Annotated in this window: 25 protein-coding genes; 9 read left to right on the top strand and 16 right to left on the bottom strand. The window is 65.0% G+C overall.

The window, feature by feature from the left end:
- The first annotated feature begins 70 nt into the window (after positions 1-70).
- Genes QSJ95_RS27105 through QSJ95_RS27090 form a run of 4 tightly spaced genes read left to right on the top strand, consistent with a single transcriptional unit; the run spans position 71 to position 3,462 of the window.
- Positions 71-1,885: a penicillin-binding protein activator gene (locus QSJ95_RS27105; protein ID WP_281686526.1), complete on the top strand. Its 1,815-nt coding sequence runs from the start codon at positions 71-73 to the stop codon at positions 1,883-1,885.
- Entirely contained in the window at positions 1,882-2,262 is a 381-nt protein-coding gene (locus tag QSJ95_RS27100) for a YraN family protein (protein WP_043315204.1), read from the top strand. Before QSJ95_RS27105 ends, QSJ95_RS27100 begins: the two co-directional genes overlap by 4 nt.
- 28 nt (positions 2,263-2,290) lie before the next feature.
- Entirely contained in the window at positions 2,291-2,884 is a 594-nt protein-coding gene (locus QSJ95_RS27095; RefSeq protein ID WP_009617899.1) for a phosphoheptose isomerase, read from the top strand.
- On the top strand, positions 2,881-3,462 hold the full coding sequence (locus QSJ95_RS27090; RefSeq protein ID WP_009617898.1) for a BON domain-containing protein: 582 nt from the start codon (positions 2,881-2,883) through the stop codon (positions 3,460-3,462). Before QSJ95_RS27095 ends, QSJ95_RS27090 begins: the two co-directional genes overlap by 4 nt.
- A gap of 1,247 nt (positions 3,463-4,709) precedes the next feature.
- Here the strand turns inward: QSJ95_RS27090 and QSJ95_RS27085 are convergent.
- The 7 genes from QSJ95_RS27085 to rplM all read right to left on the bottom strand — a co-directional run bounded on the left by QSJ95_RS27085 (position 4,710) and on the right by rplM (position 9,520).
- Positions 4,710-5,117, bottom strand: coding sequence for a ClpXP protease specificity-enhancing factor (locus QSJ95_RS27085; protein ID WP_043315205.1), 408 nt, complete (start codon positions 5,115-5,117; stop codon positions 4,710-4,712).
- Positions 5,118-5,128: 11 nt separating this feature from the next.
- The gene (locus tag QSJ95_RS27080) at positions 5,129-5,746 is read right to left on the bottom strand and encodes a glutathione S-transferase N-terminal domain-containing protein (protein WP_009617896.1); all 618 of its coding nucleotides are present in this window, start codon (positions 5,744-5,746) and stop codon (positions 5,129-5,131) included.
- Positions 5,747-5,838: 92 nt separating this feature from the next.
- Positions 5,839-6,621: a cytochrome c1 gene (locus tag QSJ95_RS27075; RefSeq protein ID WP_009617891.1), complete on the bottom strand. Its 783-nt coding sequence runs from the start codon at positions 6,619-6,621 to the stop codon at positions 5,839-5,841.
- Positions 6,621-7,832, bottom strand: a complete 1,212-nt coding sequence (locus tag QSJ95_RS27070) for a cytochrome b (protein ID WP_009617889.1) — start codon at positions 7,830-7,832, stop codon at positions 6,621-6,623. The genes QSJ95_RS27075 and QSJ95_RS27070 overlap by 1 nt, the downstream gene beginning before the upstream one ends.
- Positions 7,832-8,422, bottom strand: a complete 591-nt coding sequence (gene petA / locus QSJ95_RS27065) for a ubiquinol-cytochrome c reductase iron-sulfur subunit (protein WP_009617887.1) — start codon at positions 8,420-8,422, stop codon at positions 7,832-7,834. The genes QSJ95_RS27070 and petA overlap by 1 nt, the downstream gene beginning before the upstream one ends.
- 262 nt (positions 8,423-8,684) lie before the next feature.
- The gene (rpsI, locus tag QSJ95_RS27060) at positions 8,685-9,077 is read right to left on the bottom strand and encodes a 30S ribosomal protein S9 (protein WP_009617885.1); all 393 of its coding nucleotides are present in this window, start codon (positions 9,075-9,077) and stop codon (positions 8,685-8,687) included.
- A 14-nt stretch (positions 9,078-9,091) separates the two neighbouring features.
- Positions 9,092-9,520 (bottom strand): 50S ribosomal protein L13, encoded by a 429-nt coding sequence (gene rplM / locus QSJ95_RS27055; protein WP_009617884.1) that lies wholly within the window; start codon positions 9,518-9,520, stop codon positions 9,092-9,094.
- A 244-nt stretch (positions 9,521-9,764) separates the two neighbouring features.
- On the opposite strand from rplM, the gene QSJ95_RS27050 reads away from it, so the two are divergent.
- The gene (locus QSJ95_RS27050; RefSeq protein WP_285646623.1) at positions 9,765-10,802 is read left to right on the top strand and encodes an NADP(H)-dependent aldo-keto reductase; all 1,038 of its coding nucleotides are present in this window, start codon (positions 9,765-9,767) and stop codon (positions 10,800-10,802) included.
- A gap of 196 nt (positions 10,803-10,998) precedes the next feature.
- Here the strand turns inward: QSJ95_RS27050 and QSJ95_RS27045 are convergent, their stop codons facing one another.
- Entirely contained in the window at positions 10,999-12,135 is a 1,137-nt protein-coding gene (locus tag QSJ95_RS27045; protein WP_009617873.1) for an acyl-CoA dehydrogenase family protein, read from the bottom strand.
- A gap of 250 nt (positions 12,136-12,385) precedes the next feature.
- Between QSJ95_RS27045 and QSJ95_RS27040 the strand changes: the two genes are divergently transcribed.
- Positions 12,386-13,285, top strand: a complete 900-nt coding sequence (locus QSJ95_RS27040; RefSeq protein WP_161788523.1) for a GlxA family transcriptional regulator — start codon at positions 12,386-12,388, stop codon at positions 13,283-13,285.
- Between the two features lie 90 nt (positions 13,286-13,375).
- Positions 13,376-14,335, top strand: a complete 960-nt coding sequence (locus QSJ95_RS27035) for a hypothetical protein (RefSeq protein WP_285646621.1) — start codon at positions 13,376-13,378, stop codon at positions 14,333-14,335.
- A 365-nt stretch (positions 14,336-14,700) separates the two neighbouring features.
- Here the strand turns inward: QSJ95_RS27035 and zapE are convergent, their stop codons facing one another.
- The 3 genes from zapE to QSJ95_RS27020 form a co-directional block, all read right to left on the bottom strand.
- Complete coding sequence (gene zapE, locus QSJ95_RS27030; RefSeq protein WP_043272363.1) at positions 14,701-15,795, bottom strand: cell division protein ZapE; 1,095 nt, start codon at positions 15,793-15,795, stop codon at positions 14,701-14,703.
- Between the two features lie 95 nt (positions 15,796-15,890).
- Complete coding sequence (locus tag QSJ95_RS27025; protein ID WP_285646617.1) at positions 15,891-17,237, bottom strand: tryptophan--tRNA ligase; 1,347 nt, start codon at positions 17,235-17,237, stop codon at positions 15,891-15,893.
- 43 nt (positions 17,238-17,280) lie between these two features.
- Complete coding sequence (locus tag QSJ95_RS27020) at positions 17,281-17,925, bottom strand: alpha/beta hydrolase (protein WP_285646615.1); 645 nt, start codon at positions 17,923-17,925, stop codon at positions 17,281-17,283.
- 138 nt (positions 17,926-18,063) lie between these two features.
- Between QSJ95_RS27020 and QSJ95_RS27015 the strand changes: the two genes are divergently transcribed.
- Positions 18,064-18,507: a Z-ring associated ZapG family protein gene (locus tag QSJ95_RS27015; RefSeq protein WP_009617861.1), complete on the top strand. Its 444-nt coding sequence runs from the start codon at positions 18,064-18,066 to the stop codon at positions 18,505-18,507.
- A 439-nt stretch (positions 18,508-18,946) separates the two neighbouring features.
- On the opposite strand, the gene QSJ95_RS27010 is transcribed toward QSJ95_RS27015, so the two are convergent.
- The 4 genes from QSJ95_RS27010 to cysD all read right to left on the bottom strand — a co-directional run bounded on the left by QSJ95_RS27010 (position 18,947) and on the right by cysD (position 23,800).
- Entirely contained in the window at positions 18,947-20,164 is a 1,218-nt protein-coding gene (locus tag QSJ95_RS27010) for an ATP-binding protein (RefSeq protein ID WP_285646612.1), read from the bottom strand.
- Positions 20,165-20,524: 360 nt separating this feature from the next.
- Positions 20,525-22,426, bottom strand: coding sequence for a sulfate adenylyltransferase subunit CysN (gene cysN / locus QSJ95_RS27005; protein ID WP_285646611.1), 1,902 nt, complete (start codon positions 22,424-22,426; stop codon positions 20,525-20,527).
- 60 nt (positions 22,427-22,486) lie between these two features.
- Positions 22,487-22,831, bottom strand: coding sequence for a four helix bundle protein (locus tag QSJ95_RS27000; protein WP_285646610.1), 345 nt, complete (start codon positions 22,829-22,831; stop codon positions 22,487-22,489).
- A 51-nt stretch (positions 22,832-22,882) separates the two neighbouring features.
- Positions 22,883-23,800: a sulfate adenylyltransferase subunit CysD gene (cysD, locus tag QSJ95_RS26995; protein ID WP_043272357.1), complete on the bottom strand. Its 918-nt coding sequence runs from the start codon at positions 23,798-23,800 to the stop codon at positions 22,883-22,885.
- A 378-nt stretch (positions 23,801-24,178) separates the two neighbouring features.
- On the opposite strand from cysD, the gene mltB reads away from it, so the two are divergent.
- Positions 24,179-25,285, top strand: a complete 1,107-nt coding sequence (gene mltB / locus QSJ95_RS26990) for a lytic murein transglycosylase B (protein ID WP_285646609.1) — start codon at positions 24,179-24,181, stop codon at positions 25,283-25,285.
- 13 nt (positions 25,286-25,298) lie between these two features.
- Here the strand turns inward: mltB and QSJ95_RS26985 are convergent, their stop codons facing one another.
- A complete protein-coding gene (locus QSJ95_RS26985; protein ID WP_285646608.1) occupies positions 25,299-26,057 on the bottom strand; it encodes a Nif3-like dinuclear metal center hexameric protein in 759 nt (252 codons plus the stop codon).
- Positions 26,058-26,069 lie beyond the last annotated feature (12 nt).

The raw sequence follows: 26,069 nt of genomic DNA, 5'->3' as shown, positions 1-26,069 counted from the left end.
CCATCGCCTCGGCCAGCCGCCTTGGGTACAATTGCCGACTCTTTTTGAATGCGCCACGAGAAGCCCGATGATGATCGCTCGACTGCGTCCGCTTTCCGCCCTGTGCCTGGCCACCCTGCTGGCCGCCTGCGCCAGCTCGCCCTCTTCCAACCTCGGCGAACTGCCGCGCACCCCGAACGCCAGCATCGAGCAACTGCTGCAGCAGGCCGCCACCGCCAAGCCCGAGGAAGCCGTGCTGCTCAAGCTGTCGGCCGCCGACCTGGCCTACCAGCAGAAGGACGTCGGCCGCGCCGCGCAGATCCTCGAACAGATCCCGATGGATAGCCTGAAGCCGGCGCAGCAGATCTTCGCCAGCACCCTGGACGCGCAGATCGCCCTGGCCCGCAACAAGCCCAAGGCCGCCCTCAAGGCCTTCGACCACCCCAGCTTCACCCACCTGGGCGAACTGCCGGTGGAACAGCAGGCGCGCAGCGGCCTGGTCAAGGCCCAGGCCCTGGCTGCCGACGGCCAGGCCCTGGCCGCCGCCCGCGAACGCGTGTTCGTCGACCCGCTACTCAACGCCGAGGCCAGCAAGGCCAACCACGAGGCCATCTGGGGCCTGGTCTCCAGCCTGCCGGTGGAGCAGCTGCAACCCGTGGCCAACGAAGGCGACCTGAACGGCTGGATGGAGCTGGCCCGCGTGGTGAAGAGTGCCTCGACCCTGCAGGAGCAGCAGGCCAACATCGACACCTGGCGCCAGCAGAACCCGCAGCACCCGGCGGCCAAGCAACTGCCGGACGCCCTGGAGAAGCTCAAGTCGCTGGCCGCCCAGCCGCTGAACAAGATTGGCCTGCTGCTGCCCCAGCAGGGCCAGTTGGCCGGCGTCGCCCGAGCCCTGCAGGACGGCTTCATGGCCGCCTACTACCAGGCCCAGCAGAGCGGCAGCCAGCAACCGTCCATCCAGCTCTACGACAGCAGCCAGGTGCGCTCGCTGGACGACTTCTACCGCCAGGCCCAGGCCGACGGCGTGCAACTGGTGGTCGGCCCGCTGGAGAAGCCGCTGGTCAAGCAACTCGGCGATCGCCCGCAGTTGCCCATCACCACCCTGGCCCTGAACTACACCGACAGCGCCCAGACCGGCCCGGCCCAGCTGTTCCAGTTCGGCCTGTCGGCCGAGGACGAGGCCCGCGAAGTGGCCCGCAAGGCCTGGGACGACGGCATGCGCCGCGCCGTGGCGCTGGTGCCGCGCGGCGACTGGGGCGACCGCGTGCTGGCGGCCTTCAGCCGTGACTGGCAGGCCCGCGGCGGCACCCTGATCGCCGCCGAGCACGTCGACCAGCCGGTGGAGCTGGCCCAGCAGATCGCCGACCTGCTCCAGCTGCGCCAGAGCGAAGGCCGCGCCAAGCGCCTGCAGGGCGTGCTCGACAGCAACGTCGACACCCAGCCCTCGCGGCGCCAGGACATCGACTTCATCTTCCTCGCCTCGACCCCGCAGCAGGCGCGCCAGATCAAGCCGACCCTGGCCTTCCAGTACGCCGGCGACCTGCCGGTCTACGCCACCTCCAACCTCTACACCGGGCAGAACAACCCGGCGCAGGACCAGGACCTCAACGGCATCCGTTTCTGCGAGACGCCCTGGCTGCTGCAGACCGGCAACCCGCTGCGCCAGCAGGTCGTGGCCCAGTGGCCGCAGGCCGCCAGCAGCCTCGGCCGGCTCTACGCCATGGGCGCCGACGCCTACCGCCTGGCGCCGCGCCTGCCGGAACTCAAGGCCCTGCCGAGCATGCAGCTCGACGGCTTCACCGGCAACCTGAGCCTGGCGCCCAACCAGCGCATCCAGCGCCAGCTGCCCTGGGCGGAATTCCGCAATGGCCAGGCGCAGCCGCTGGAGAACGGCGGCCTTTGAGCGGACGGCGCGGCGACTCGCAGGAACTCGGGCGCCGCGCCGAGCAGCTCGCCCGCGAGCATCTGCAGCGCCATGGCCTGCGCCTGCTGGCGCAGAACTGGCGGTGCCGCCGCGGCGAGCTCGATCTGGTCATGCTGGACGGCGATACAGTAGTATTCGTCGAAGTTCGCTGCCGCCGGCACCAGGCCTGGGGCGGCGCCCTGGAAAGCGTGGACGCGCACAAGCGCCAACGGCTGATCGCCGCCGCCGAACATTTTCTGCAACAGGAAGCCCGCTGGTCCCGGCACCCTTGCCGGTTCGACGTAATAGCGGTGCAGCCCTCCGCGGGAACCCCACCCGCTCAACTGAACTGGATCACCAACGCCTTTGACACCTGATCAGACGCTCGACGAAAGGTCACACCTGATGGACATGCAATCCCGTATCCGCCAGCTCTTCCATGCCAGCATCGAGACCAAGCAGCAGGCCACGGAAGTGCTGATTCCGCATATCGAACAGGCCAGCATGGTGATGGTCAATGCCCTGCTCAACGAAGGCAAGATCCTCAGTTGCGGCAACGGCGGCTCGGCGGGCGACGCCCAGCATTTCTCCTCGGAACTGCTCAACCGCTTCGAGCGCGAGCGCCCGAGCCTGCCCGCAGTGGCCCTGACCACCGACAGCTCGACCATCACCTCGATCGCCAACGACTACAGCTACAACGAGGTGTTCTCCAAGCAGATCCGCGCCCTCGGTCAGCCCGGCGACGTGCTGCTGGCGATTTCCACCAGCGGCAACTCGGCCAACGTCATCCAGGCCATCCAGGCCGCCCACGACCGCGAGATGGTGGTGGTGGCCCTGACCGGCCGCGACGGCGGCGGCATGGCCTCGCTGCTGCTGCCGGAGGACGTCGAAATCCGCGTGCCGGCCAAGGTGACCGCACGCATCCAGGAAGTGCACCTGCTGGTGATCCACTGCCTGTGCGACCTCATCGATCGTCAACTGTTCGGGAGTGAAGAATGAGTCGTAGTCCGCTGACCCTCGCCGGCCTCCTTGCCCTGACTCTGGTCATGGGCGGCTGCAGCAGCTTCCTCAGCGCCACCCGCGAGGAGCCCATCGACGACAACCGCGGCACCCGCACCATCGGCAGCACCATCGACGACTCGCTGATCGAGACCAAGGTCGCGGTCAACGTCGCCAAGGCCGATCCGGACCTGGACCGCAACTCGCACATCGTGGTCATCAGCTACAACGGCGTGGTCCTGCTGGCCGGCCAGACGCCGCGCGCCGACCTGAAGAACAAGGCCGAGCAGGCCGCGCGCAACGTGCAGAAGGTCAAGACCGTGCACAACGAGCTGCAGGTCCTGCAGCCCTCCTCGCTGCTGGCGCGCAACAACGACACCTGGCTGACCACCAAGATCAAGACGCAGATGCTCACCGACGCCAACGTACCGTCCTCGCGCATCAAGGTCGTCACCGAGAACGGCATCGTCTACATGCTGGGTCTGGTGACCCGCCGCGAAGGCGACCTGGCCACCCAGGTGGTGCAGAACGTCAATGGCGTGCAGAAGATCGTGCGGCTGTTCGAGTACATCGACTGAGCGACTTCAGCCAGTTGAAGAAGCCCCGCCACGCGGGGCTTTTTTCTTGCTACCGCGACCGCTGTAGGGCGCATAACCGTTCGCGGTTATCCGCCGTCGGCCGTGCCACCGGGGCGTATACAGTCCAGCGGAAGGCATGGCGTCTCCCCTGTAGGAGCGAGCTTGCTCGCGAACGGGGTTTGTCGGTGGCGTAGGTGCTGGACTCAAGAGCACCCTCTCCCCAGCCCTCTCCCTGAAGGGAGAGGGGGCTGTCCTGAGTGGCTGGAGAGTTCGGAGTCTTCCTGAAACGCCTAACCCCACCCCGTCATTCCCGCGAACGCGAACCCTGGGTTCGCGAGCAAGCTCGCTCCTACGAAAAGCAAAAGCAAAAGCGCGTTTGCTCTTGGGATTTCCAGAGAAATATCCGAGCGCACCGGAACGCCCCTTCAGAAGGCCGAGCGAAACCGGCGCTCAGGAGGTCATGCGACATGGATGTCGCGAGAGCCCCGATGGGCTACAGGGACGTACCCTCGGGGCGGGCCTCCGTGGCGGGGGAATTCGCGAGGGTAGCCCGACTGTGTCGGGCCCGTATGTCGGGGCAAGCCTTTTTGGTTCCTTTTGTGGCGACTGACAAAAGGGACTCGCCCGAGGGGGCGAAACAAGACGGTCGGGCAGACTCGGTGCGGCGCAGAAACACCCAAGCCAAGGCAACTGGGTTATTCCCCTTCAGTATTGTTCGCGGCAATGACGAGGTTAAGGCCGGAGTGGGGCAAGCTTCGCGAGCCAAGCCATAACCCCAAATGAAAAATACCGTTTCCCCCAGGCAGAGAAACGGCATCCCTTCTTAAGTGAACAGCATTACCGCCATGCGGGGCTTTTTCCTTGGCAGGAACGTAGGGCGAATAACCGTTCGCGGTTATCCGCCGTTGGCCGTGCCGCCGAGGTGTCCGGCGTGGCCGGCGAAACCAATCGCGGACGGAGTCCGCTCCTACACCCGTGCTTCCCTGGAACCGTAGGAGCAACTGTCCTGCAGGCCGCGCCGAGGTGCGCCTCAACGGGTGGGTTGAGCCTGGGCGAAACCCATGCGGTCGTGGCGATGGGTATCGCTTCGCTCAACACCATCCTACGGGGCGCTGTGTTTGCCCGGACTCTGTCCGCGATTCGGCGGATAACCCGTAGACGTTGACACACCGGAGAAATGCCACCTGGCGGCGAACCATCGCGACCGTGAGGGCATGAAAAAGGCGATCCTCGGATCGCCTTTTTTCCTACTTGACCACTTTCAGGCTGGGCCGCCCGCTGGGCCGTGGCGGCTCGTCGCTGGGACCGTCGTCGTCCTGCAGTTCCTCGTCGTCCGCCGGCACTGGCGGCTCCAGGTCGAAGACCATACCCTGGCCGTTTTCCCGCGCGTAGACCGCCATCACAGCCTGGGACGGGATGTACAGGCTCTGCGCCACGCCACCGAAACGCCCTTCGAAACTCACCGCCTCGTTGTCCATCTGCAGGTGGCGCACCGCCGTGGGCGATACGTTGAGGACAATCTGGCCATCGCTGGCATATCCCGGCGGCACCCTGACCCCTGGATATTCGGCGTTCACCAGGATATGCGGCGTACAGCCGTTGTCGACGATCCACTCATAGAGGGCTCGTACGAGGTAGGGTCGACTGGAATTCATCATCGGTTTCCTTAGCGCATATCACGTTCGATGGAGGACAGACTAGCCTGGAAGCTGTCGCGGGCGAACTGCCGCTCCATGTAGTCGAGCAACGGCTTGGCCTGGCGCGGCAGCTCGATGCCGAGCAGCGGCAGGCGCCAGAGGATCGGCAGCAGGCAGCAGTCGACCAGGCTCAACTCCTCGCTGAGGAAGAAAGGCTTCTCGGCGAACAGCGGCGACACACCCGTTAGACTCTCACGCAACTCCTTGCGCGCCAAGGCGCGATCGCCATCCTTCTGACGATCGTCGAGGATGCGGTCGACCAGGGCGCACCAGTCGCGCTGGATGCGATGCACCAGCAGGCGGGTGTTGGCCCGCGCCACCGGGTACACCGGCATCAGCGGCGGGTGCGGATAGCGTTCCTCGAGGTACTCCATGATCACCGTCGACTCGTAGAGTACGAGATCGCGGTCGACCAGGGTCGGCACGCTGGCGTAGGGGTTCACCTCGGCCAGCTTCGGCGGGCAGCGCCCGGCCTGGACCTCGACGATGTCGGCCTGGACGTTCTTTTCCGCCAGGACCAGACGCACACGATGGCAGTAGTGATCGGCAGGGTCGGAGTAACAGGTGAGCTTATTGACTGCGGCCATGCCGGGCCTCCTCGCAACAGCATTTCAGGGAGGTAAAAAGACGCGCGCGCCCCGTAGGGCGCGCGCGCTTCAACGCTTGGAGCTGGCTTGTGCTAGTGCACGTCCTTCCAGTATTCGCGCTTGAGCAGGTAGGCGAACACGAAGAAGAAGGCCAGGTACAGCAGGACGTAGGTGCCGATGCGGTGGGAATCCAGCTTGTTCGGGTCAGCCGAGTAAGCCAGGAAGGTCACCAGGTTCTTCACCTTCTCGTCGAACTGCGCTTCGGTCAGCTGGCCGGTCTTCGGCACCACGGTGAGCTGGTCGCAGGCCTCGTGGGTCAGCGGCGTACCGGTCAGCGGATCGAACTGCTTCTTGCCATTTTCCACGACCTGGATCTGCTTGCAACCGATAACCTGGCGGCCTTGCACGCTACCCAGCACGTTGGGCATGCCGACGTTGGGGAACACCTTGTTGTTCACCCCCCACGGACGCTTGGGATCCTCGTAGAAGGAGCGCAGGTAGGTGTACAGCCAGTCGGTGCCACGCACGCGGGCCACCAGGGTCAGGTCCGGCGGCGCGGCGCCGAACCAGACCTTGGCGTCGGCCGGCTTCATGCCGATGTCCATGTGGTCGCCGATCTTCGCCCCGGTGAACACCAGGTGGCTGAGCATCAGCTCCTCGGGAATCCCGAGGTCACGGCCAACGCGCTCGTAGCGCTGGAACTTGGCGCTGTGGCAACCCATGCAGTAGTTGGCGAAGGTACGCGCGCCGTCCTGCATGGCTGCTTTGTCGGTCAGGTCGATGTCGACGTGATCGAGGGCCGGTCCGTGGCCTTCGGCGGCGAAGCCGAAGAGGGGCACCAAGGCCAGAATCAATGCTGCGAATTGCTTTTTCATCAGCCAGTCACCCTTTCCGGAACCGGTTTGGTTTTCTCCATCCGGGTGTAGAACGGCATCAGGATGAAGAACGCGAAATACAGGATGGTGCACAGACGCGACAGCGTGGTGCCCAGCGGCGACGGCGCTTGCGAGCCGTAGTAGCCGAGGATCACGAAGGACACCGCGAAGATCACCAGCCAGATCTTGCTCAGCCAGCCCTTGTAGCGGATCGAGCGCACCGGGCTACGGTCGAGCCACGGCAGGACGAACAGCACGGCGATGGCGGCGCCCATGGCGATGACGCCCATCAGCTTGTCCGGAACCGCGCGCAGGATCGCGTAGAACGGGGTGAAGTACCACACCGGGGCGATGTGCTCGGGGGTCTTGAACTGGTTCGCCATCTCGAAGTTGGGCTTCTCGAGGAAGAACCCGCCCATTTCCGGGAAGAAGAAGATCACGGTGCAGAACACGAACAGGAAGACCACCACGCCGAGGATGTCCTTGACGGTGTAGTACGGGTGGAACGGGATGCCGTCCAGCGGGATGCCGTTCTCGTCCTTCTTCTTCTTGATGTCCACGCCGTCGGGGTTGTTCGAGCCGACTTCGTGCAGCGCCAGGATGTGCAGCACGACCAGGCCGAGCAGGACGATCGGCAGGGCGATCACGTGCAGGGCGAAGAAGCGGTTCAGGGTGATGCCGGAGATCAGGAAGTCACCGCGGATCCACTGCGCCAGCGCCTCGCCCACCACCGGGATGGCGCCGAACAGCGAGATGATCACCTGGGCGCCCCAGTAGGACATCTGGCCCCAGGGCAGCAGATAGCCCATGAAGGCCTCGGCCATCAGGGCGAGGTAGATCAGCATGCCGAACAGCCAGACCAGTTCGCGCGGCTTCTGGTAGGAGCCGTAGAGCAGGCCGCGGAACATGTGCAGGTAGACCACGATGAAGAACGCCGATGCACCGGTGGAGTGCATGTAGCGGATGATCCAGCCGTAGTCCACATCGCGCATGATGTATTCCACGGAGGCGAAGGCTTCTTCCGAGGACGGCGTGAAGCTCATGGTCAGCCAGATACCGGTGAGGATCTGGTTGACCAGCACCAGCAGTGCCAGGGAGCCGAAGAAGTACCAGAAGTTGAAGTTCTTCGGGGCGTAATACTTGCTCAGATGGTCTTCCCACATCTTGGTCGCGGGGAAGCGGGCATCGACCCAAGCCATGAACTTGTTCATCAGGCTTTCTCCTGGTCCACACCGATGGTCAGCACGTCACCATCGAGGCTATAGGGCGGAATCGGCAGGTTCAGGGGCGCGGGCTGGCCCTTGTAGACGCGACCGGCCAGATCGTAGTGGGAGCCGTGGCAGGGGCAGAAGTAGCCACCCTTCCAGTCCGGGCCGAGGTCGGCGGGAGCGACTTCCGGGCGGAAGGTCGGCGAGCAGCCCAGGTGGGTGCAGATACCAACGATGACGGCGAGTTCCGGCTTGATGGAGCGCAGCTTGGGATCGACGTAGGTCGGCTGCTCGGAAGCCTTGGACTCCGGGTCGGCCAGCTGACTTTCGAGGGTCGGCAGGGCATCGAGCATTTCCTTGGTTCGGTGAACCAGGAACACCGGCTTGCCGCGCCATTCAGCGATGACCTGCTGTCCTGGCTCGATCTTGCCGACGTTCACCTTCACCGGCGCGCCGGCCGCCTTGGCCTTGGCACTGGGGAACCATGACCCCACGAACGGGACCGCAGCTCCGACAGCTCCCGCGGCGCCGACCACCGAAGTGGCCGCGACGAGGAAGCGACGCCGGCCTGCATTCACGCCGTCATTACTCATTCAGTCGTCTCCCATCAGCTTTAGCCCGTTATCTTCTCGGGCCTTAGAGTAAAAGTTGTGCCGCAGAAAAATTCGCCAAATGGTAAAGAAAAGCCCTGTAGCTGACAAGGTAATTACCCCCGAGCAGGAAGCTGGAACCCTTGCGCCATGCGGCTCCCAGACCGTGCGACACCTTGCCGCATAAATTACCGGCCCCCTTAATCCTAGGCATAAAAAAACGCCCAGTCCTCTCGGCGCTGGGCGTTTTTTTCGAAGCGTCGTATTAACGCTTGGAGTACTGCGGACGCTTACGCGCTTTACGCAGACCGACTTTCTTACGCTCGACCTCACGGGCATCGCGGGTGACGTAGCCGGCTTTGCGCAGGGCGCTGCGCAGGGTCTCGTCGTATTCGATCAGGGCGCGGGTGATACCGTGACGGATCGCACCGGCCTGGCCGCTGACACCACCACCGACGACGGTGACGTAGATGTCGAACTTCTCGGTGTTCTCGGTCAGCTCGAGGGGCTGACGCACGACCATGCGAGCGGTTTCGCGGCCGAAGAACACGTCCAGGCTGCGGTTGTTGATGGAGATATTGCCGGTACCCGGACGCAGGAAGACGCGTGCGGTAGCGGTCTTACGACGGCCAGTGCCGTAATTTTGAGTCGCCGACATGATGAGCTATCCCGTTAAATCTTCAGTTCTTGAGGCTGCTGAGCGGTGTGCGGGTGGTTGGCACCCTTGTACACTTTCAGCTTGCGGTACATGTCGCGACCCAGCGGGTTCTTCGGCAGCATGCCTTTGACCGCGATCTCGATGACGCGCTCGGGAGCCTTGGCAATCAGCTTCTCGAAGTTGATCGACTTGATACCGCCCGGGAAGCCCGAGTGATGGTAGTACATCTTGTCGGTGGCTTTGGCGCCGGTGACACGAACCTGCTCGGCGTTGATCACGACGATGTAGTCGCCGGTGTCAACGTGCGGGGTGTATTCCGGCTTGTGCTTGCCGCGCAGGCGGGTAGCGATTTCGGTAGCCAGACGACCCAGGGTCAGGCCAGCAGCGTCGACGACGAACCAGTCGCGCTTAACAGTTTCTGGTTTCGCGGTGAAAGTTTTCATTCGTTATAGCCTCAGGGGCCGCCTGAAAATAAGACGGCGAATCTTACTGGACAGTGGTTGCCTTGACAAGTCAAGGACAGCCAGAAACAGACACGATTTGGGGCTCGGGTCAGTGTGCGTCCGTAACGACTAGATGTATCAATCGGCAGGCTAGGCATCCCCTACCGATGAAAGGCTGCCGAATTATGCAGATTCCGGCAGAATTTACAACCTTGTTAACCACTTGATTTCACGAGGAGACGCCATGGAGTACCACCCGCTCGGCCGCACCGAACTGAAAGTCAGCGCCCTGTGCCTGGGAACCATGACCTGGGGCGAGCAGAACACCGAGGCCCAGGCCTTCGCCCAGATCGACCTGGCCAAGGCCGCCGGCGTCAACTTCATCGACACCGCCGAGATGTACCCGGTGCCGCCGCGCGCGGAGACCTACTCGCGCACCGAGCAGATCATCGGCAACTGGTTCCGCCAGCGCGGTGATCGCGCCGACTGGATCCTGGCCAGCAAGGTGGCCGGCCCCGGCAACGGCATCAGCCATATCCGCGACGGCCAGCTCAAGCACGACCGCAAGAACCTGGTCGCGGCCCTGGACGCCAGCCTGAAGCGCCTGCAGACCGACTGGATCGACCTCTACCAGTTGCACTGGCCCGAACGCAGCACCAACTTCTTCGGCCAGCTCGGCTACCAGCACAAGACGCAGGACTTCACTCCGCTGGAGGAAACCCTGGAGGTGCTCGACGAGCAGGTGCGCGCCGGCAAGATCCGCCACGTCGGCCTGTCCAACGAGACGCCCTGGGGCACCATGCGCTTCCTGCAGCTGGCCGAGGAGCGCGGCTGGCCGCGCGCGGTCTCCATCCAGAACCCCTACAACCTGCTCAACCGCAGCTTCGAGGTGGGCCTGGCGGAAATCGCCATCCGCGAGCGCTGCGGCCTGCTGGCCTACTCGCCGCTGGCCTTCGGCATGCTCTCGGGCAAGTACGACAACGGCGCGCGCCCGGCCAACGCCCGCATCACCCTGTTCAGCCGCTTCACCCGCTACACCAACCCGCAGAGCGAGCGCGCCTGCGCCCGCTACGTGGCCCTGGCCCGCGAACACGGCCTGGACCCGGCGCAGATGGCCCTGGCCTTCGTCACCCGCCAGCCGTTCGTGACCAGCAACATCATCGGCGCGACCTCGCTGGAGCAGTTGGAAAGCAACCTCGCCAGCTTCCAGCTGCAACTCTCCGAGGAAGTGCTGGCCGGCATCGAGGCGATCCACAAGGACCAGCCGAACCCGGCGCCCTGAAAAAGCGGCGACAGGCTACAAGCCATAGGCTGCAGGCAAGAGCCTGCCGCCTGTAGGAGCTACTGTCTTGCCGACTGCGCTCTTCGCAGGATGGGTTGAGCCTGCGAAACCCATGCGGTGGTGGCGATGGGTATCGCTTCGCTCAACCCATCCTACGGTGGCGTTTCTCCTGCACCTCGCAGGAGGGCCTTGCCGCTTACAGCGCCCGGGCGATGATTTCCTTCATGATCTCGTTGGTCCCCGCATAGATGCGCTGCACCCGCGCATCGGCCCAGGCGCGGGCCACCGGGTACTCCCACATGAAGCCGTAGCCGCCGTGCAGCTGCACGCACTCGTCGAGCACCTTGCACTGCAGGTCGGTGGTCCAGTACTTGGCCATGGCCGCGGTGGGCACGTCGAGCTTGCCTTCCAGGTGCAACTCCAGGCAGCGGTCGACGAAGGTGCGCCCGATCTGGATCTCGGTGGCCATCTCGGCCAGCTTGAAGCGGGTGTTCTGGAAGTCCGCCACGGCCTTGCCGAAGGCCTTGCGGTCGCGGGTGTAGTCGAGCGTCCACTTCAGCGCCGCCTCGGCCGAGGCCAGGGCGCCCAGGGCCACGGTCAGGCGCTCCTGGGGCAGTTCCTGCATCAGGTAGATGAAGCCCTGCCCCGGCTGGCCGAGCAGCGCCTCCTTGGGCACGCGGACGTCCTGGAAGAACAGCTCCGAGGTGTCCTGGGCCTTCATGCCGACCTTCTCCAGGCGCTTGCCCTTCTCGAACCCCGGGGTGCCGGCCTCCACCAGGAACAGGCTGGTGCCCTTGGCGCCGGCCTTGGGATCGGTCTTGGCGACCACTATCACCAGGTCGGCGAGGAAGCCGTTGGTGATGAAGGTCTTGGAGCCGTTGATCACGTACTCGTCGCCATCCAGCACCGCGGTGGTCTTCACCCCCTGCAGGTCGGAGCCGGCGCCCGGCTCGGTCATGGCGATGGCGCCGACCATCTCGCCGGAAACCAGCTTGGGCAGGTAGTGCTGCTTCTGCGCCTCGCTGCCGTAATGCAGGATGTAGGGCGCGACTATGTCCGAGTGCAGGGAGAAGCCGATGCCGGTCAGGCCGAAGCGGCCGATCTCCTCGATCACCACGGCGCTGTAGAGGAAGTCCGCGGCCATGCCGCCGTAGGCCTCGGGGATGTGCGAGCAGAGCATGCCCGCCTCCCCCGCCTTGTTCCACAGGGCGCGGTCGATGTGGCCGTCCTTTTCCCACTGATGATGGAAGGGCACGGCTTCCTGCTCGAGGAACTTGCGCACGCTGTCGCGGAAAAGCTCGTGGTCGGAACTGAACAGGGTTCTGGGGATCATGCTCGCCTCCTGGCGCCTCGCTGGAGGGCCGAATGTAGGTCAGCCCGCCGAGCGGCGCCTACTGGACACTTGCGCCAAAAAATAAGACGATCCAGCCGCCATTTGACCGGTTAGGCGTCGAATGCAGCCCTCCACAACAATGATAAGAACGATGTCCGAACAATCCGAATCTTCCCTGAAAAGGGTCTGCATCCTGGCGACCGACGGTGTCTTCGCCTCCACCCTCATGCAGGCGCGGGACTTCCTGCACATGGCCAGCCTGCGCTTCGGCAGGCAGGAAGGCCTGGGCCTCACGCCGCTGCTGCAAAGCCGCATCGTCAGCCCCGACGGCCAGCCGGTGCGCGCCTTCAGCGGCGACCTGCTGGCGGTGGACGGCGCCCTCGAGGAATCCGACCTGGTGATACTGCCGGCCTTCTGGGGCGACTTCGACCAGCTCCTGGCGCGCTACCCGCAGGTGGTGCCCTGGCTGCGCGAACGCCATGCCGCCGGCAGCGCCATCGGCAGCGAGGCCACCGGGGTGTTCTGGCTGGCCGAGGCCGGCCTGCTGGACGGCAAGGAGGCGACCACCTACTGGCGCTTCTTCGACGACTTCGCCGCGCGCTACCCCAAGGTGCTGCTCAACCGCGAGAAGCACATCACCGACGCCGACAACCTCTACGCCGCCAGCGGCGTGACCTCGGCCCGCGACCTCTACCTGTACCTGATCGAGCGCTTCTGCGGCGCCAGCGTGGCCCAGGGCGTGTCCCGCGACATCCTCTTCGAGGTGCAGCGCAGCTACACCCCCGGGCGCCTGGGCTTCGGCGGCCAGAAGCTGCACCACGACCCGGCCATCCTGCAGGTCCAGCAATGGCTGGAGGAGCACTACGCGGACAAGTTCCGCTTCGAGGACGTGGCCCGCGAGCACGGCATGAGCATCCGTAACTTCATGCGCCGCTTCCAGGCCGCCACCGGCGACAAGCCGCTGCACTACCTGCAGCGCCTGCGCATCGAGACGGCGCGCAGCCTGCTGTCGACCTCGCGCAAGAGCATCAAGACCATCAGCTACGAGGTGGGCTACGACGACGCCAGCTTCTTTGCCCGGCTGTTCCGCCAGCACACCAAGCTGTCGCCCAACCACTACCGCAACCAGTACCGACGGAAAGAGGCCTGAAACACGCTATCCATAGGATAGGTCCCGTGCCTGCGGGCAGCTCCCTATGATCGGGGCTGCCCTTCCAGAACAAGAACACGGGATTCCCTCATGCGCCGCCTACTATTCGTCCTGCTCGCCTGCTTCTGCCTGCCCGCCTTCGCCGCGGGCGACTGGAAACCCTTCCCCTACGACCAGAGCGCCTTCGACTATTCCGGCGACAAACTGCGCAGCGCCTGGCCGCGACTGACCCGCGGCTTCGGCGGCTACCCCTTCCCCGACGCCGCCTGGGTGACGAAGATGGCCGCCGCACACCCGGACGCGGTGGCGAAGACCGTCGCCGCCGGCAGCGGCTTCAGCGGCAAGCCCGAGGAAGCCCAGGCCTATGCCGAGAAGCTGCAGGACGTATGGCGCAAGCTGTTCCGCGGCGACTTCGCCCAGGCCAAGCAGGACGGCCTGGCCCTGGGCGTCGGCGGCCAGGTGCCGGCGATGTTCGCCCAGGTGCTCTACGCCATGTTCCTGGCCCCGGCGGCGGACAAGCAGCAACTGCTGGAAGAGGTGATCAGCTACACCGACCAGGCCGGCCCGCTGCTCAACGCCGACCCCATCGCCCAGTTCGGCCGCGCCTACGCCAAGGCGCGGCTGGCCGAGGAACTGCCGGTGCCGGTGGTGCTCAAGCGCGGCTACACCAGCGACATTCCCAAGGAACTGGACGCCATCCTCGCCAGGCAGCCCAGCCAGCCCTTCGCCCTGGCGCTGTACGGCGGCTACGAGGCCGGGGTGATCCGCAAGGTCGGCAAGCTGGTCGGGCGCATGACCTACGGCGTCAGCGCGGACAAGATGGAAACCTACTTCGCCCGCTCATTCCGCGCCAGCGACGACCTGCCCATCGGGCACTACGAATATGCCAATGCGCTGGGCTATGTGTATGGCGACGACGAACAGGACAAGGCGCTGGAGCAGTTGAGGAAAGCGGTGGCGATCAAGCCGATCAATGCCATGGAGGCATTGGAAGTGGCGCATGCGAAGCAGTTGTTGCAGAAGGCGGAGGCGCAGACGGCGCAGCGCTGAACGCTTTTCGTAGGAGCGAGCTCGCGAAGGGGGTTTGCCGGCAGCCACTTGGTGTTCGTCCCGAAGATCCCCTCTCCCTAACCCTCGGCTGCGCGCCCCGCCCTGAAGGGAGAGGGGACTGTCCGTGCCAACGGACATATCGGCGTTCGCCGGCAACATCACGGTAGCAATGGGCACTGAGATTACGCTTCACGCCATACGGCCCCCTCTCCCTTCAGGGAGAGGGTTGGGGAGAGGGAAAGGAACCAAACGGATGCATTGGCGCCACCTGTAAATGCCATTCGCGGGCAAGCTCGCTCCTACGAAGAGCCAGAAACGAAAAAGGGCTGCCATCCGGCAGCCCTTTTCGCATCACCACGCCCCCATCACGGCCGATGCGGCCGGCTGAGGAACTCGTGGGACTGCATCTCCAGCAGGCGGCTCAGGGTGCGCTGGAACTCGAACTCCAGGCGCCCGCCGGTATACAGGTCCTTCAGCTCCACCTCGGCGGAGATGATCAGCTTGACGTTGCGGTCGTAGAACTCGTCCACCAGGTTGATGAAGCGGCGGGCCATGTCGTCCTTGGCCACGTTCATCTGCTCGACGTTGGAGATCAGCACCGCGTGGAAGATCTTCGCCAGCTCGATGTAGTCGTTCTGGCTGCGCGGGCCGTCGCACAGCTCGCGGTACTCGAACCAGGCCACGTCGTCGCAGGTCAGGCGCGCGCGGATCTCGCGGTTCTCGATCATCAGCACGTCGTCGCGGGTGGCCGCGGCGCATTCCGGGGTGAGCTTGCGGAAGTCGCGGGCCATGGCCTGCTCGGCCTGCTCGGTGAGCGGCCAGTGGTACAGCTCGGCCTGCTCCAGGGCGCGCAGGCGGTAGTCCACGCCGCTGTCGACGTTGACCACCTCGGTGTGCTCCTTGAGCAGGGCGATGGCCGGCAGGAAGCGGGCGCGCTGCAGGCCGTCGCGGTACAGGCCGTCGGGCACGATGTTGGAGGTCGCCACCAGGCTGACGCCGTTCTTGAACAGCTCCTCCAGCAGGGTCGCGAGGATCATCGCGTCGGTGATGTCGGAGACGAAGAATTCGTCGAAGCAGATCACCCGGGCCTCGTCGGCGAAGCGCTTGCCGATGATGGTCAGCGGGTTCTTCTCGCCCTTGAGGGTCTTCATTTCTTCGTGCACGCGCTTCATGAAGCGGTGGAAGTGCGTGCGCATCTTCTGCTTGAACGGCAGCGCGTCGAAGAAGGTGTCCACCAGGTAGGTCTTGCCGCGCCCCACGCCGCCCCAGAAGTACAGGCCCTTGACCGGCCCGTTGGACTTCTTGCCGAGCAACTTGCCGAACAGCCCGGGCTTGGCCTGGTCGGCCGCCAGCAGGTCGTCATATAGACGCTGCAGGTGCTTCACGGCATTGGCCTGGGCCGCATCGTGGAAGAAATCGGGACGTTTGAGGTCTTCCTGGTAGCGCTGAAGGGGCGTCATGATCGGTAGCAAGGCAACGAAAACGGGGCCGACACTTTAGCGACGGCCCCGCTTCTTGGCAATCGGCCATCCGTCGAGGATGGCCGTGTGCGGGCTTACTCCTGGGGCGCCAGGGCCTCGCGCACGCGCTCGATGGCGGCGTCGCGGCTGGCGGCATCGGCGAACTCGGGGCTCTGCGCCACGGCCGCTCCATCCAGCCACAGGGCGAAGGCATTGCCTTCGACGCGCAGGTCCAACGCCTCGCCGCCCTGCAGGCGCTTGCTCACCGCACCGGCGGACTTGCCGTCGGCGAAGGCGTTGGACAGCAGCAGCTGCTCGCCGGCGGCGTCCAGCAGGCGGAAGCGGAAGCTGCCGTCGTCCTCGCGGAAGCTGACGATGCGCGCGCTCTTGGCGGCCTTCTTCTTGCCCTCGCCGGCCACCTGCACCTGCTCGCGGAAGGAGCGCAGGCCAACTGCTTCGCGCAGCTCGCCGAGGAACGGGGTGGCGATGCGGCGGGCCTTGGCGGCGCCGGCCAGGAGGATGTCCTCCAGGTCGCCCGGGCGGGCGATCAGCGTGTGGTAGCGCTCGCGGGCCTCGCCCAACTCGGCTTCCAGCAGCTCGTAGAGGCGCTGCTTGGCCTCGCCCCAGGCCAGGCCTTCGAGCAGCGCGGCGCGGAATTCGGCCAGCTGCGCCGGCGTGGCGAAGGCCTGGTAGAGGGTGAACAGGTGCGAGTTGTCCGGGTCCTTCGGCTCGCCGGGGGCGCGGGAGTCGGTGACGATGCGGGCGATGGCATCCTTGAGCTGCTTGCTGCTGCCGAACAGCGGAATGGTGTTGTCGTAGCTCTTGGACATCTTGCGGCCGTCCAGGCCCGGCAGGGTCGCCACCTCTTCCTCGATCACCACTTCCGGCAGGGTGAACAGCTCCTTGCCGTTGCCGAACAGGTGGTTGAAGCGCTGGCCGATGTCGCGGGCCATTTCCACGTGCTGGATCTGGTCGCGGCCGACCGGCACCTTGTGCGCGTTGAACATCAGGATGTCCGCGGCCATCAGGATCGGGTAGCTGTACAGGCCCATGCTGACGCCGGCGTCCGGGTCTTCCCTGGCCTCGACGTTCTTGTCCACCGAGGCCTTGTAGGCGTGGGCGCGGTTGAGCAGGCCCTTGGCCGTGACGCAGGTCAGCAGCCAGGTCAGCTCTGGGATTTCGGGAATGTCGGACTGGCGGTAGAAGGTCGCCTTGTCGGTATCCAGGCCCAGGGCCAGCCAGGTGGCGGCGATCTCCAGGCGCGAGCGCTGGATGCGCAGCGGGTCGTCGCACTTGATCAGCGCGTGGTAGTCGGCCAGGAAGTAGAACGAGTCGGCCTGCGGGTCGCGGCTGGCGACGATCGCCGGGCGGATGGCGCCAGCGTAGTTGCCCAGGTGCGGGGTGCCGGTGGTGGTGATGCCGGTGAGGATGCGGGTCGTCATGGGATACCAGAAATCAGCGCGGGAAAAATGAGCGGCCTGGATGTTAACCCGCGGCGCCGGCCGGCGCGAGCCGGGGCTGCAGCAGGTCCTTGAGCTCGATCAGCTTGCCGTGGAAGAAGTGGCTGCACCCGGGCACGCGCAGCAGTTCGTGGGGCAGCGTCAGCGACTCGCTCCAGGCGTAGACGCGGGCCGGGGTCACCACTTCGTCATCTTCGGGCTGTACCACGGTGATGAGACACTGCCGCGGCAGCTCGACCGCGAAGCGCTCCACCGGCGGCGCCAGCATGAACAGGTGACGCAGGGCCACGCCCTGCCCTTCCAGGCGCGCGGCGGCATTGCCGGCCACGCAGGAGCCGAAGGAGAAGCCCATCAGGGTCAGCGGCAGGCTGGGATGTCGCTCGCCGAGCCAGCGGGCCGCGGCCAGGGCGTCGTCGATTTCGCCACGGCCGTCAGCGTAGCTGCCGGCGCTCTGGCCGACGCCACGGAAGTTGAAGCGCAGGGTGGCATAGCCGGCGTCGCGGGCGATGCGCTGCAGGGTGGCGACCACCTTGTTCTGCATGGTGCCGGCGAACAGCGGGTGCGGATGGCAGATCAGCGCCACGCCGATGGCGTCGGGGGTGTCCAGGTGCAGGGCTTCCAGGGGGCCGTCCGGGCCATCGATGAACAGGGGGATTTCGCGGGTGGACAAACAACAACTCCGTGACCCCGAAGCGGGTCGTCTCGTCTAGCTCGATACCGCGCCGACACCGGGGCCTCGCCCCGTGGTATACAGCGCAGGTGCAAGCCGCTAACGTAAAGCAAAGCCGTCTATAGAGGAAGGATTCGCGTGGAACAGTCCCTCACCACCTGGTTGGTCCCGGTCATCGCTCTGCTCGTCGGGGCCGCTGTCGGCTTCCTGATCGCTCGCCTGCTGCCCAGCGCCGCACCCAACCGCATGCAACGCCAGGTCGATGACCTGCAGGAACGCTTCGACAGTTACCAGCGCGAGGTGGTGACGCACTTCAACACCACCGCCAGCCTGGTGAAGAAGCTCACCCAGAGCTACCAGGACGTCCAGGAACACCTGTCCGAGAGCGCCGAGCGCCTGGCCCTGGACGAGCAGACCAAGCAGCGCCTGCTGGCCGCCCTGCACGCAGAGGACGGCTACCCCGAACGCCGCGAGCGCCTGACCCCGCCGGCCAGCCAGGAAGCGCCGAAGGACTACGCGCCGAAGAGCGGCGAAGGCCCCGGCACCCTGGACGAGACCTACGGCCTCAAGCGCAAGCTCTGAGCCCGCAGCGCCCGCAGAAAAGCCCCGCCATGGCGGGGCTTTTTCATTTCAGAAGCGACCTACAGGCACTGGCGACGAGCATCCCCTGTAGGAGCGGACTCCGTCCGCGATAGTCAGCCCTCCACTCGGAGGCTGATTCATGGACAGAGCACAGCGAGCGGACTTTGTCCGCGATGATCGAAGATGTCGGCGCGGATCACGGATGAAGTCCTACGCCGCCCCCACCACGCACCCCATCTACGCATTTATCCTGTAAGGCTTTGATTTTTAACCACTAAAAATGGCGCTCGCTGCAATCGATGCCCAACAATGTCAGACGATTTCCGACGGTTCCCCGCAAAAGTCCCTGAGCGAGCCACGAGCCAGGGGAGGCGCAATGTGTGGTCAATGGACAGTCAAGAGAAGTGCAATTGCGCATCTGAAGAACCGTTTCAGCCAATCATCCCCAGAACAGAGAAAGCGGAACGGCCGTCAGTTGCTGGTCGAAACGCACCACCTGCTCCCCCGTGTAGAAAACGATTCCTCGCTTGAACTGCCGAGGGGTCGTATCACGCAGGTGACGCAGGCCTTTGAAGTCCTTCGCACTGATCGTGGTAGCCGCCTTGACCTCCACCCCGACCAGCTCACCCCGCCGGTTCTCCAGGACAAAGTCGACCTCCATCCCCGTGGAAGTTCGATAGTGCATCAATGTCGTGCGTATCTCCGCCCACGTCTGATGCTTGGCCAGCTCCGCATATACAAAGGCCTCCACTAGGTCACCCGGCAAACCGAGCGAAGCTGATACGCCGGATTTGCTCATCCCCAGCAGGTGAGCCATCAGCCCATAGTCCGTCACGAATAGCTTGGGGGACTTCTGCAGGCGTTTGCCCAGATTGGAGGACCAGGCCGGAACCTGGCGAATCAGGAAAAGTGTTTCCAGCAGCGTCAGGTAGCGCTTCAAAGTCGTCTGCGGAATACCTGTGGCGCGGGACAGCTCAGCAGCGTTGAGCAGGCCACCACTACGCGCGGCCAGCAACTGCATCAACCGGGGCAGCTCCGTCAGCCCCTCGATCTGGGCCAGATCACGAACGTCACGCAACAGGATGGTGCTCAGGTAGTTGTCGAACCAGGCTTCGCGCCGGCGCTCGCTCGTACGCGATAATGCCTCCGGATAGCCCCCAGCCATCAGCCGCCCGATGAAGTCATCGCGTTGATAGGCACAGCGATCCGGGAACTCCCCGTCGAACAGCCTATCGATCATGCTGATTGGCCGGCCGGCAATTTCACTCTGCGCTAGCGGCCAGAGCGTCAGCACCTCCATACGCCCGGCCAGAGAATCGGCAATCTGGGGCAGTAGCAGGACGTTGGCCGATCCGGTCAGTAGGAAACGGCCGGGCGTACGATCCTTGTCCACCTCGGCCTTTATGGCCAGAAAAATCCCGGGAGCTCGCTGCACTTCATCCAGGCAGACCGCCCCTTCGAGCGCCCCGATGAAGCCGAACGGGTCGGCTTGAGCAGCCGCCAGCACAGCCGGATCGTCAAAGGTGAAATAGCGGACATCCTGCTCCAGAGTTCGAACCAGGGTGCTCTTGCCTGTCTGGCGGGCGCCATTGACCAGAACGACCGGAGAGTCATCCAAAGCTTCAAGCGTGTACTGGCGGATTTTGCGTGGGTACATTATGTAAATTCATCCATCAAGCGGGTGAAATTACACCATTAACCTGGATGCTTTTCCAGCCCTCCACCCCGCCTACCCTCGGCAAATGGCCATCGGCTTACTACTCACGCACTCGTAGCCAAACCAGTACACGACCTTCGGATACCAAATATCGTCTTAGCAGCGCGTCCTACAGAGAGGCCAGGCAAACCAGGGAGCGCAACATCCTACCTTTCGCACCCCATGCAGGAGCGCGCCCTGCGCGCGAATCGCGGACAGAGTCCGCTCCTACAGCTCACCGTGAGGCGTGGCGTTCCGGCCCCCGCCGAGCACGAAAGAAAAAGCCCCGCCTAGGCGGGGCTTTTCACAACGCTGTCGCGATCAGATCGCGCCGCGCTGGCGCAGCAGGTCGAGGACCGCTTTCACGCCCTCTTCCACCGACTGATGGTGGGTGTCGATCACCAGGTCGGCATCCAGCGGCACGTCGTAGGGGAAGGACTCGCCGGGGATGTTGTCCTGGCCGGCCGCGTACAGGCCCTGCGGGTCGCGCTCGCGGCAGACCTGCGGCGATGCCTGGACGTAGACGGTGATCAGGCGCTCGTCGCCGATCAGCGCCTTGGCCCGCTCGCGGCCTTCGGCGCTGGGGGCGACGAAGGCGCACAGGCTGATCAGCCCCGCTTCGTTGAACTGCCTGGCGACGTGGGCGGTGCGCAGCCAGTTCTCGGTGCGCCCAGCGCGATCCTGCGGCAGGCCCTTGTTCAGGTCGTGGCGCAGGTTCTGGCCGTCCAGTACGTAGACCGCGCGGCCCATGTCGAACAGCTTGCGCTCCAGGGCGTAGGCCAGGGTGCTCTTGCCAGCGCCGGAGAGGCCGCTGAACAGCACCGTGGCCGGCTGCTGGCCGAAGCGCGCAGAGCGCTCCTCGCGGCTCACATGGGCGCCCTGGCCGTGGTGGCTGGCATGGCTCTGGCCGGCCTGCGGCGCGGCGATGATCATGCCGGCGCCGACGGTGCCGTTGGTCAGCCGGTCGATGACGATGAAGGCGCCGGTGGTGCGGTTCTGCGCATAGCCGTCGAGGGCGATGGGCGCATCCAGGCTGACCTTCACGCGGGCGATCTCGTTGAGCTTGAGTTCGCTGGCGGCGGTCTCTTCCAGGGTGTTCACGTCCACCTTGTGGGCGATGCTCGGGATCGAGCCCGGCACGTAGCTGGTGGCGCGCTTGATGTCGTATTTCTTGCCCGGGAGCATGGGCTCCTCGGCCATCCACACGAGCATGGCGTCGAAACCGTCGGTGACCAGCGGGCGGTTGTCGGCATGCACCAGCATGTCGCCGCGGGAGACGTCGATCTCGTCTTCCAGGGTCAGGGTGATGGCCTGGCCGGGGCCGGCGTGTTCCAGCTCGCCCTCGAAGGTGACGATGGACTTGACCTTGCTGCCCTTGCCCGACGGCAGCGCCACGACCTCGTCGCCCTTGCGCACGATGCCGCTGGCCAGGGTGCCGGCGAAGCCGCGGAAGTTCAGGTTCGGGCGGTTGACGTACTGCACCGGGAAACGCATGTCGTCCAGGTTGCGATCGCCGGCGATCTCGACGCTCTCGAGGATTTCCATCAGCGACTGGCCGGTGTACCAGGGCGAACGCTCGGACTTGTTGACCACGTTGTCGCCCTTGAGCGCCGACATGGGCACGAAGTGCAACGAGCTGGTCTTGAGGTCGATCTTCTCGGCGAACTGCAGGTAGTCGGCCTTGATCTGCTCGAAGACGCCCTGGTCGAAGTCCTTCAGGTCCATCTTGTTGATGGCGACGACGATGTGCTTGATGCCCAGCAAGGATGCGATGAAGCTGTGCCGGCGGGTCTGCGTCTGCACGCCGTAGCGGGCGTCGATCAGGATGATGGCCAGGTCGCAGGTGGAGGCGCCGGTGGCCATGTTGCGGGTGTACTGCTCATGGCCGGGAGTGTCGGCGATGATGAACTTGCGCTTGGCGGTGCTGAAGTAGCGGTACGCCACGTCGATGGTGATGCCCTGCTCGCGCTCGGCCTGCAGGCCGTCGACCAGCAGCGCCAGGTCGACTTCGTCGCCGGTGGTGCCGACCTTCTTGGAATCCTTGGTGATAGCTTCCAGATGGTCTTCGTAGATCATCTTGGAGTCGTGCAGCAGGCGCCCGATCAGGGTGCTCTTGCCATCGTCGACGTTGCCGCAGGTGAGGAAGCGCAGCAGTTCCTTGCGCTCGTGCTGGGCCAGGTAGGCGAGGATGTCCTCGCTGATCAGATCGGATTGGTGACTCATTGCATTCTCCGAGCTGGAAGCTTGAAGCTGGAAGCTTGAAGCCAACAGCGCATCGCAGTATCAGTCTTGGCGTATCACGCGAATCAGACTGGACAGCATGGCGGCGATTTCCCGGGTTTCCTGAATACTGGTCTGCGCAAAATCCCTCGGCACAAAACCAACATCCAGTCCGATGTACAGTTGGGTTCGTAGCTCCGCACAGGAGCCTTTCGCGATCAGCAGGAACCTGACCTTCTCCCGAGCCCCGTCCCGGCTCATGCCCTCGGCAATATTGCTCGGAATCGAAAGCCCAGCTCGAGTGAGCTGGTCCCTGAACCCCAGGTCTCTCAGGCTACCCAGTTCTCGATAAAGATTTGCCGAGAGCCGGGCCGCCCGCTTCCACACATCCAGTTTTTCGAAATCCATGCAGCCATCCCTGCCGCTCTTGCTTCAAGCTTCCCGCTTTCAGCTTCAAGCTTAGAAATACCCCTGCCGCTTCTTCTCTTCCATGGAACCTGCCTGGTCGTGGTCGATGACCCGGCCCTGGCGTTCGGAAGTGCGCGTCAGCAGCATTTCCTGGATGATTTCCGGCAGCGTGGTGGCGGTGGATTCCACCGCGCCGGTCAGCGGGTAGCAGCCCAGGGTACGGAAGCGCACCATCTTCTTCTGGATGCTGGCCTTCTGCTCGTCGCTGAGGTGCTCGAGGATGCGCTCGTCGTCGATCATGATCAGCGCGCCGTTCATCTCGATGACTTCGCGCTCGGCGGCGAAGTACAGCGGGACGATCGGGATCTGTTCCAGGTAGATGTATTGCCAGATGTCCAGCTCGGTCCAGTTGGACAGCGGGAAGACGCGGATCGACTCGCCCTTCTTCACCTTGCCGTTGTAGACGTTCCACAGCTCCGGGCGCTGGTTCTTCGGGTCCCAGCGGTGCTTGCTGTCGCGGAAGGAGTAGACGCGCTCCTTGGCGCGGGACTTCTCCTCGTCGCGGCGGGCGCCACCGAAGGCGGCGTCGAAGCCGTACTTGTCGAGCGCCTGCTTGAGGCCCTCGGTCTTCATGATGTCGGTGTGCTTGGCGCTGCCGTGGGTGAAGGGGTTGATGTCCTGGGCCACGCCATCGGGGTTGATGTGGGTGATCAGGTCCAGGCCCATCTCCTCGACCATCTTGTCGCGGAAGCGGTACATCTCCTGGAATTTCCAGCGGGTGTCGACGTGCATCACCGGGAACGGCAGCTTGCCGGGGAAGAAGGCCTTGCGCGCGAGATGCAGCATCACCGCGCTGTCCTTGCCGATCGAGTACAGCATCACCGGGTTGTCGAACTCGGCGGCCACCTCGCGGATGATGTGGATGCTTTCCGCCTCCAGCTGTTTCAGATGCGTCAGTTTGTCGACCATGGCTACTCACAGAATTGCTTATGGACGGCCTTCGGGCCGTAGACGAGGGCGCACTCTACCACAACGTCAGACTCTAACCGGGCGGCCACTTATACCGAAAGAATATACCCATATAGCCACTTGTCAGACCGCGCCAGCGCCCAGGAGACTAAGGCCCCGGGCTTGGCCGGGCGGATGGGGCGCGCCGCTGGAAACGAGATATCCACAGACGCCCGCCTCTCCGACGAACTGCCCTTCACCCGCAAAGCCGCCACCCGCTCCGAGCCCGGAAACAGATTCAGGAGGAAGCGCATCCCGCCCTCCGCTAGAGTAGGCCCCGGTAAGCGCCCCCATCTGCGCTACCCTATTCCTCATTCCCCACGCCCCAGCAGATTTCCCATGCGCCGCATCGCTCCGCTCCTGCCCCTGTTCCTCCTCATCGCCGCCTGCAGCAGCAAGCCCACCGCGCCGACGCCGGCAGCCGCCCCGCAGAAAAGCGCCGCCACCGGCACGACGCGCCTGTACACCCCGGCGAACCCGGTGCAGCCGATCCGCCCGCTGACCGGCGACTTCGCCAACAACCCCAACGCCCAGCGCTTCGTCGACCGGATGGTCAGCCTGCACGGCTTCGATCGCCAGCAGTTGCAGGACGTGCTGGGCCGCACCCAGCGCCTGGACTGGGTGATCCGCCTGATGGACCGCCAGGCGCCGACCTACCAGGCGCCGAGCGGGCCGAACGGCGCCTGGCTGCGCTACCGCAAGAAGTTCATCACCCCGGACAACATCCAGAACGGCGTGGCTTTCTGGAACCAGTACGAAGACGCCCTCGAACGCGCCTCGAAGACCTACGGCGTGCCGCCGGAGATCATCGTCGGCATCATCGGCGTGGAAACCCGCTGGGGCCGGGTGATGGGCAAGACGCGGATCATGGATGCCCTGGCCACCCTGGCCTTCGACTACCCGCGGCGCGCCGACTTCTTCGCCGGCGAGCTGGAGCAGTTCCTCCTGCTGGCGCGCAAGGAGCGCGACGACCCGCTGGCCCTGCGCGGCTCCTACGCCGGCGCCATGGGCTACGGCCAGTTCATGCCGACCTCGTTCGCCCGCTACGCGGTGGACTTCGATGGCGACGGCCACGTCGACCTGTGGGACCCGCAGGACGCCATCGGCAGCGTCGCCAACTATTTCCAGCAGCACGGCTGGGTCACCCACGACAGCATCGCCGTGCCGGCCAGCGGCCAGGCGCGCGGGCTCGAGGATGGCTTCAAGACGCAGTATCCGCTCCAGACGCTGAGCGCCGCCGGGCTGCGCCCGCAGGCGCCGCTGGGCAAGCACCAGAGCGCCAGCCTGCTGCGCCTGGACATGGGCCGCAACTACCAGTACTGGTACGGCCTGCCGAACTTCTACGTGATCACCCGCTACAACCACAGCACCCACTATGCGATGGCGGTCTGGCAGCTCGGCGCGGCCGTGGACCAGGCCCGGCGCCGCTACGCCTCGACGCCGTGAGCGCCCGCGGCGCTCAGGCGGGGTTCGGGCAGTCGATGAAGCGGTGCTCGATGCCGAAGCGCTCGGCCAGGTAGCGGCCCAGCGCCTGCACGCCGTAGCGCTCGGTGGCGTGGTGGCCGGCGGCGATGAAGGTGATGCCGTTCTCGCGGGCGCTGTGCACCGTCTGCTCGGAGACCTCGCCGGTGAGGTAGGCGTCCACGCCCGCCGCGATGGCCTGGTCGATGTAGCCCTGGGCGCCGCCGGTGCACCAGGCGATGCGCCGGAGCGGCCGCTCGCCTTCCACCAGCAGCGGCTCGCGGCCTAGCACGCGGGCCACGTGGGCGGCGAAATCGGCCGGCGCCACGGGTGCCGCGGGTGCGCCCAGCAGCACGATGGAACGCGGGTTGCCCGGCTCCAGCGGGCCCTCGATGTCCAGGCCGAGCTGCTGGCCCAGCTGCACGTTGTTGCCCACCTGCGGGTGCAGGTCCAGCGGCAGGTGGTAGGCGATCAGGCTGATGTCGTGGGCCAGCAGGGTCTTCAGGCGGCGCTGCTTCATGCCCACCACGCAAGGGTTCTCGCCCTTCCAGAAGTAGCCATGGTGGACCAGCACCGCATCGGCCTGCGCGGCCACCGCCGCGTCCAGCAGCGCCTGGCTGGCGGTCACGCCGCTGACGATGCGCCGCACCTGCGGCCGGCCCTGCACCTGCAGGCCATTGGGGCAGTAGTCCTGAATGCGCGCGGCGTCCAGGTAGCGGTCGGCCTCTTCGACCAGCTCGCTCAGATCGATCGCCATCGAATTTCCTCC

This window comes from Pseudomonas sp. NBRC 100443 (genome assembly GCF_030268185.1).
GTDB classification, from domain to species: Bacteria; Pseudomonadota; Gammaproteobacteria; order Pseudomonadales; family Pseudomonadaceae; genus Pseudomonas; species Pseudomonas citronellolis.
The sequence above is the reverse complement of the archived record's forward strand: the minus strand, read 5'-3'. Positions and strand labels throughout refer to the sequence as shown.

Excerpts from the sequence above, each read along its gene's own strand:
- QSJ95_RS27105 (WP_281686526.1), top strand. The coding sequence starts at position 71 with ATGATCGCTCGACTGCGTCCGCTTTCCGCCCTGTGCCTGGCCACCCTG.
- QSJ95_RS27050 (WP_285646623.1), top strand. The coding sequence starts at position 9,765 with ATGGAGTACCACCCGCTCGGCCGCACCGAACTGAAAGTCAGCGCCCTG.
- petA (WP_009617887.1), bottom strand. The coding sequence starts at position 8,422 with ATGAGTAATGACGGCGTGAATGCAGGCCGGCGTCGCTTCCTCGTCGCG.
- QSJ95_RS27095 (WP_009617899.1), top strand. The coding sequence starts at position 2,291 with ATGGACATGCAATCCCGTATCCGCCAGCTCTTCCATGCCAGCATCGAG.
- QSJ95_RS27010 (WP_285646612.1), bottom strand. The coding sequence starts at position 20,164 with ATGTACCCACGCAAAATCCGCCAGTACACGCTTGAAGCTTTGGATGAC.
- QSJ95_RS26985 (WP_285646608.1), bottom strand. The coding sequence starts at position 26,057 with ATGGCGATCGATCTGAGCGAGCTGGTCGAAGAGGCCGACCGCTACCTG.
- QSJ95_RS27025 (WP_285646617.1), bottom strand. The coding sequence starts at position 17,237 with ATGACGACCCGCATCCTCACCGGCATCACCACCACCGGCACCCCGCAC.
- zapE (WP_043272363.1), bottom strand. The coding sequence starts at position 15,795 with ATGACGCCCCTTCAGCGCTACCAGGAAGACCTCAAACGTCCCGATTTC.
- QSJ95_RS27090 (WP_009617898.1), top strand. The coding sequence starts at position 2,881 with ATGAGTCGTAGTCCGCTGACCCTCGCCGGCCTCCTTGCCCTGACTCTG.
- cysD (WP_043272357.1), bottom strand. The coding sequence starts at position 23,800 with ATGGTCGACAAACTGACGCATCTGAAACAGCTGGAGGCGGAAAGCATC.
- QSJ95_RS27045 (WP_009617873.1), bottom strand. The coding sequence starts at position 12,135 with ATGATCCCCAGAACCCTGTTCAGTTCCGACCACGAGCTTTTCCGCGAC.
- QSJ95_RS27035 (WP_285646621.1), top strand. The coding sequence starts at position 13,376 with ATGCGCCGCCTACTATTCGTCCTGCTCGCCTGCTTCTGCCTGCCCGCC.
- QSJ95_RS27085 (WP_043315205.1), bottom strand. The coding sequence starts at position 5,117 with ATGAATTCCAGTCGACCCTACCTCGTACGAGCCCTCTATGAGTGGATC.
- QSJ95_RS27000 (WP_285646610.1), bottom strand. The coding sequence starts at position 22,831 with ATGGATTTCGAAAAACTGGATGTGTGGAAGCGGGCGGCCCGGCTCTCG.
- mltB (WP_285646609.1), top strand. The coding sequence starts at position 24,179 with ATGCGCCGCATCGCTCCGCTCCTGCCCCTGTTCCTCCTCATCGCCGCC.
- cysN (WP_285646611.1), bottom strand. The coding sequence starts at position 22,426 with ATGAGTCACCAATCCGATCTGATCAGCGAGGACATCCTCGCCTACCTG.
- QSJ95_RS27075 (WP_009617891.1), bottom strand. The coding sequence starts at position 6,621 with ATGAAAAAGCAATTCGCAGCATTGATTCTGGCCTTGGTGCCCCTCTTC.
- QSJ95_RS27040 (WP_161788523.1), top strand. The coding sequence starts at position 12,386 with ATGGCCAGCCTGCGCTTCGGCAGGCAGGAAGGCCTGGGCCTCACGCCG.
- QSJ95_RS27080 (WP_009617896.1), bottom strand. The coding sequence starts at position 5,746 with ATGGCCGCAGTCAATAAGCTCACCTGTTACTCCGACCCTGCCGATCAC.
- rpsI (WP_009617885.1), bottom strand. The coding sequence starts at position 9,077 with ATGTCGGCGACTCAAAATTACGGCACTGGCCGTCGTAAGACCGCTACC.
- rplM (WP_009617884.1), bottom strand. The coding sequence starts at position 9,520 with ATGAAAACTTTCACCGCGAAACCAGAAACTGTTAAGCGCGACTGGTTC.
- QSJ95_RS27070 (WP_009617889.1), bottom strand. The coding sequence starts at position 7,832 with ATGAACAAGTTCATGGCTTGGGTCGATGCCCGCTTCCCCGCGACCAAG.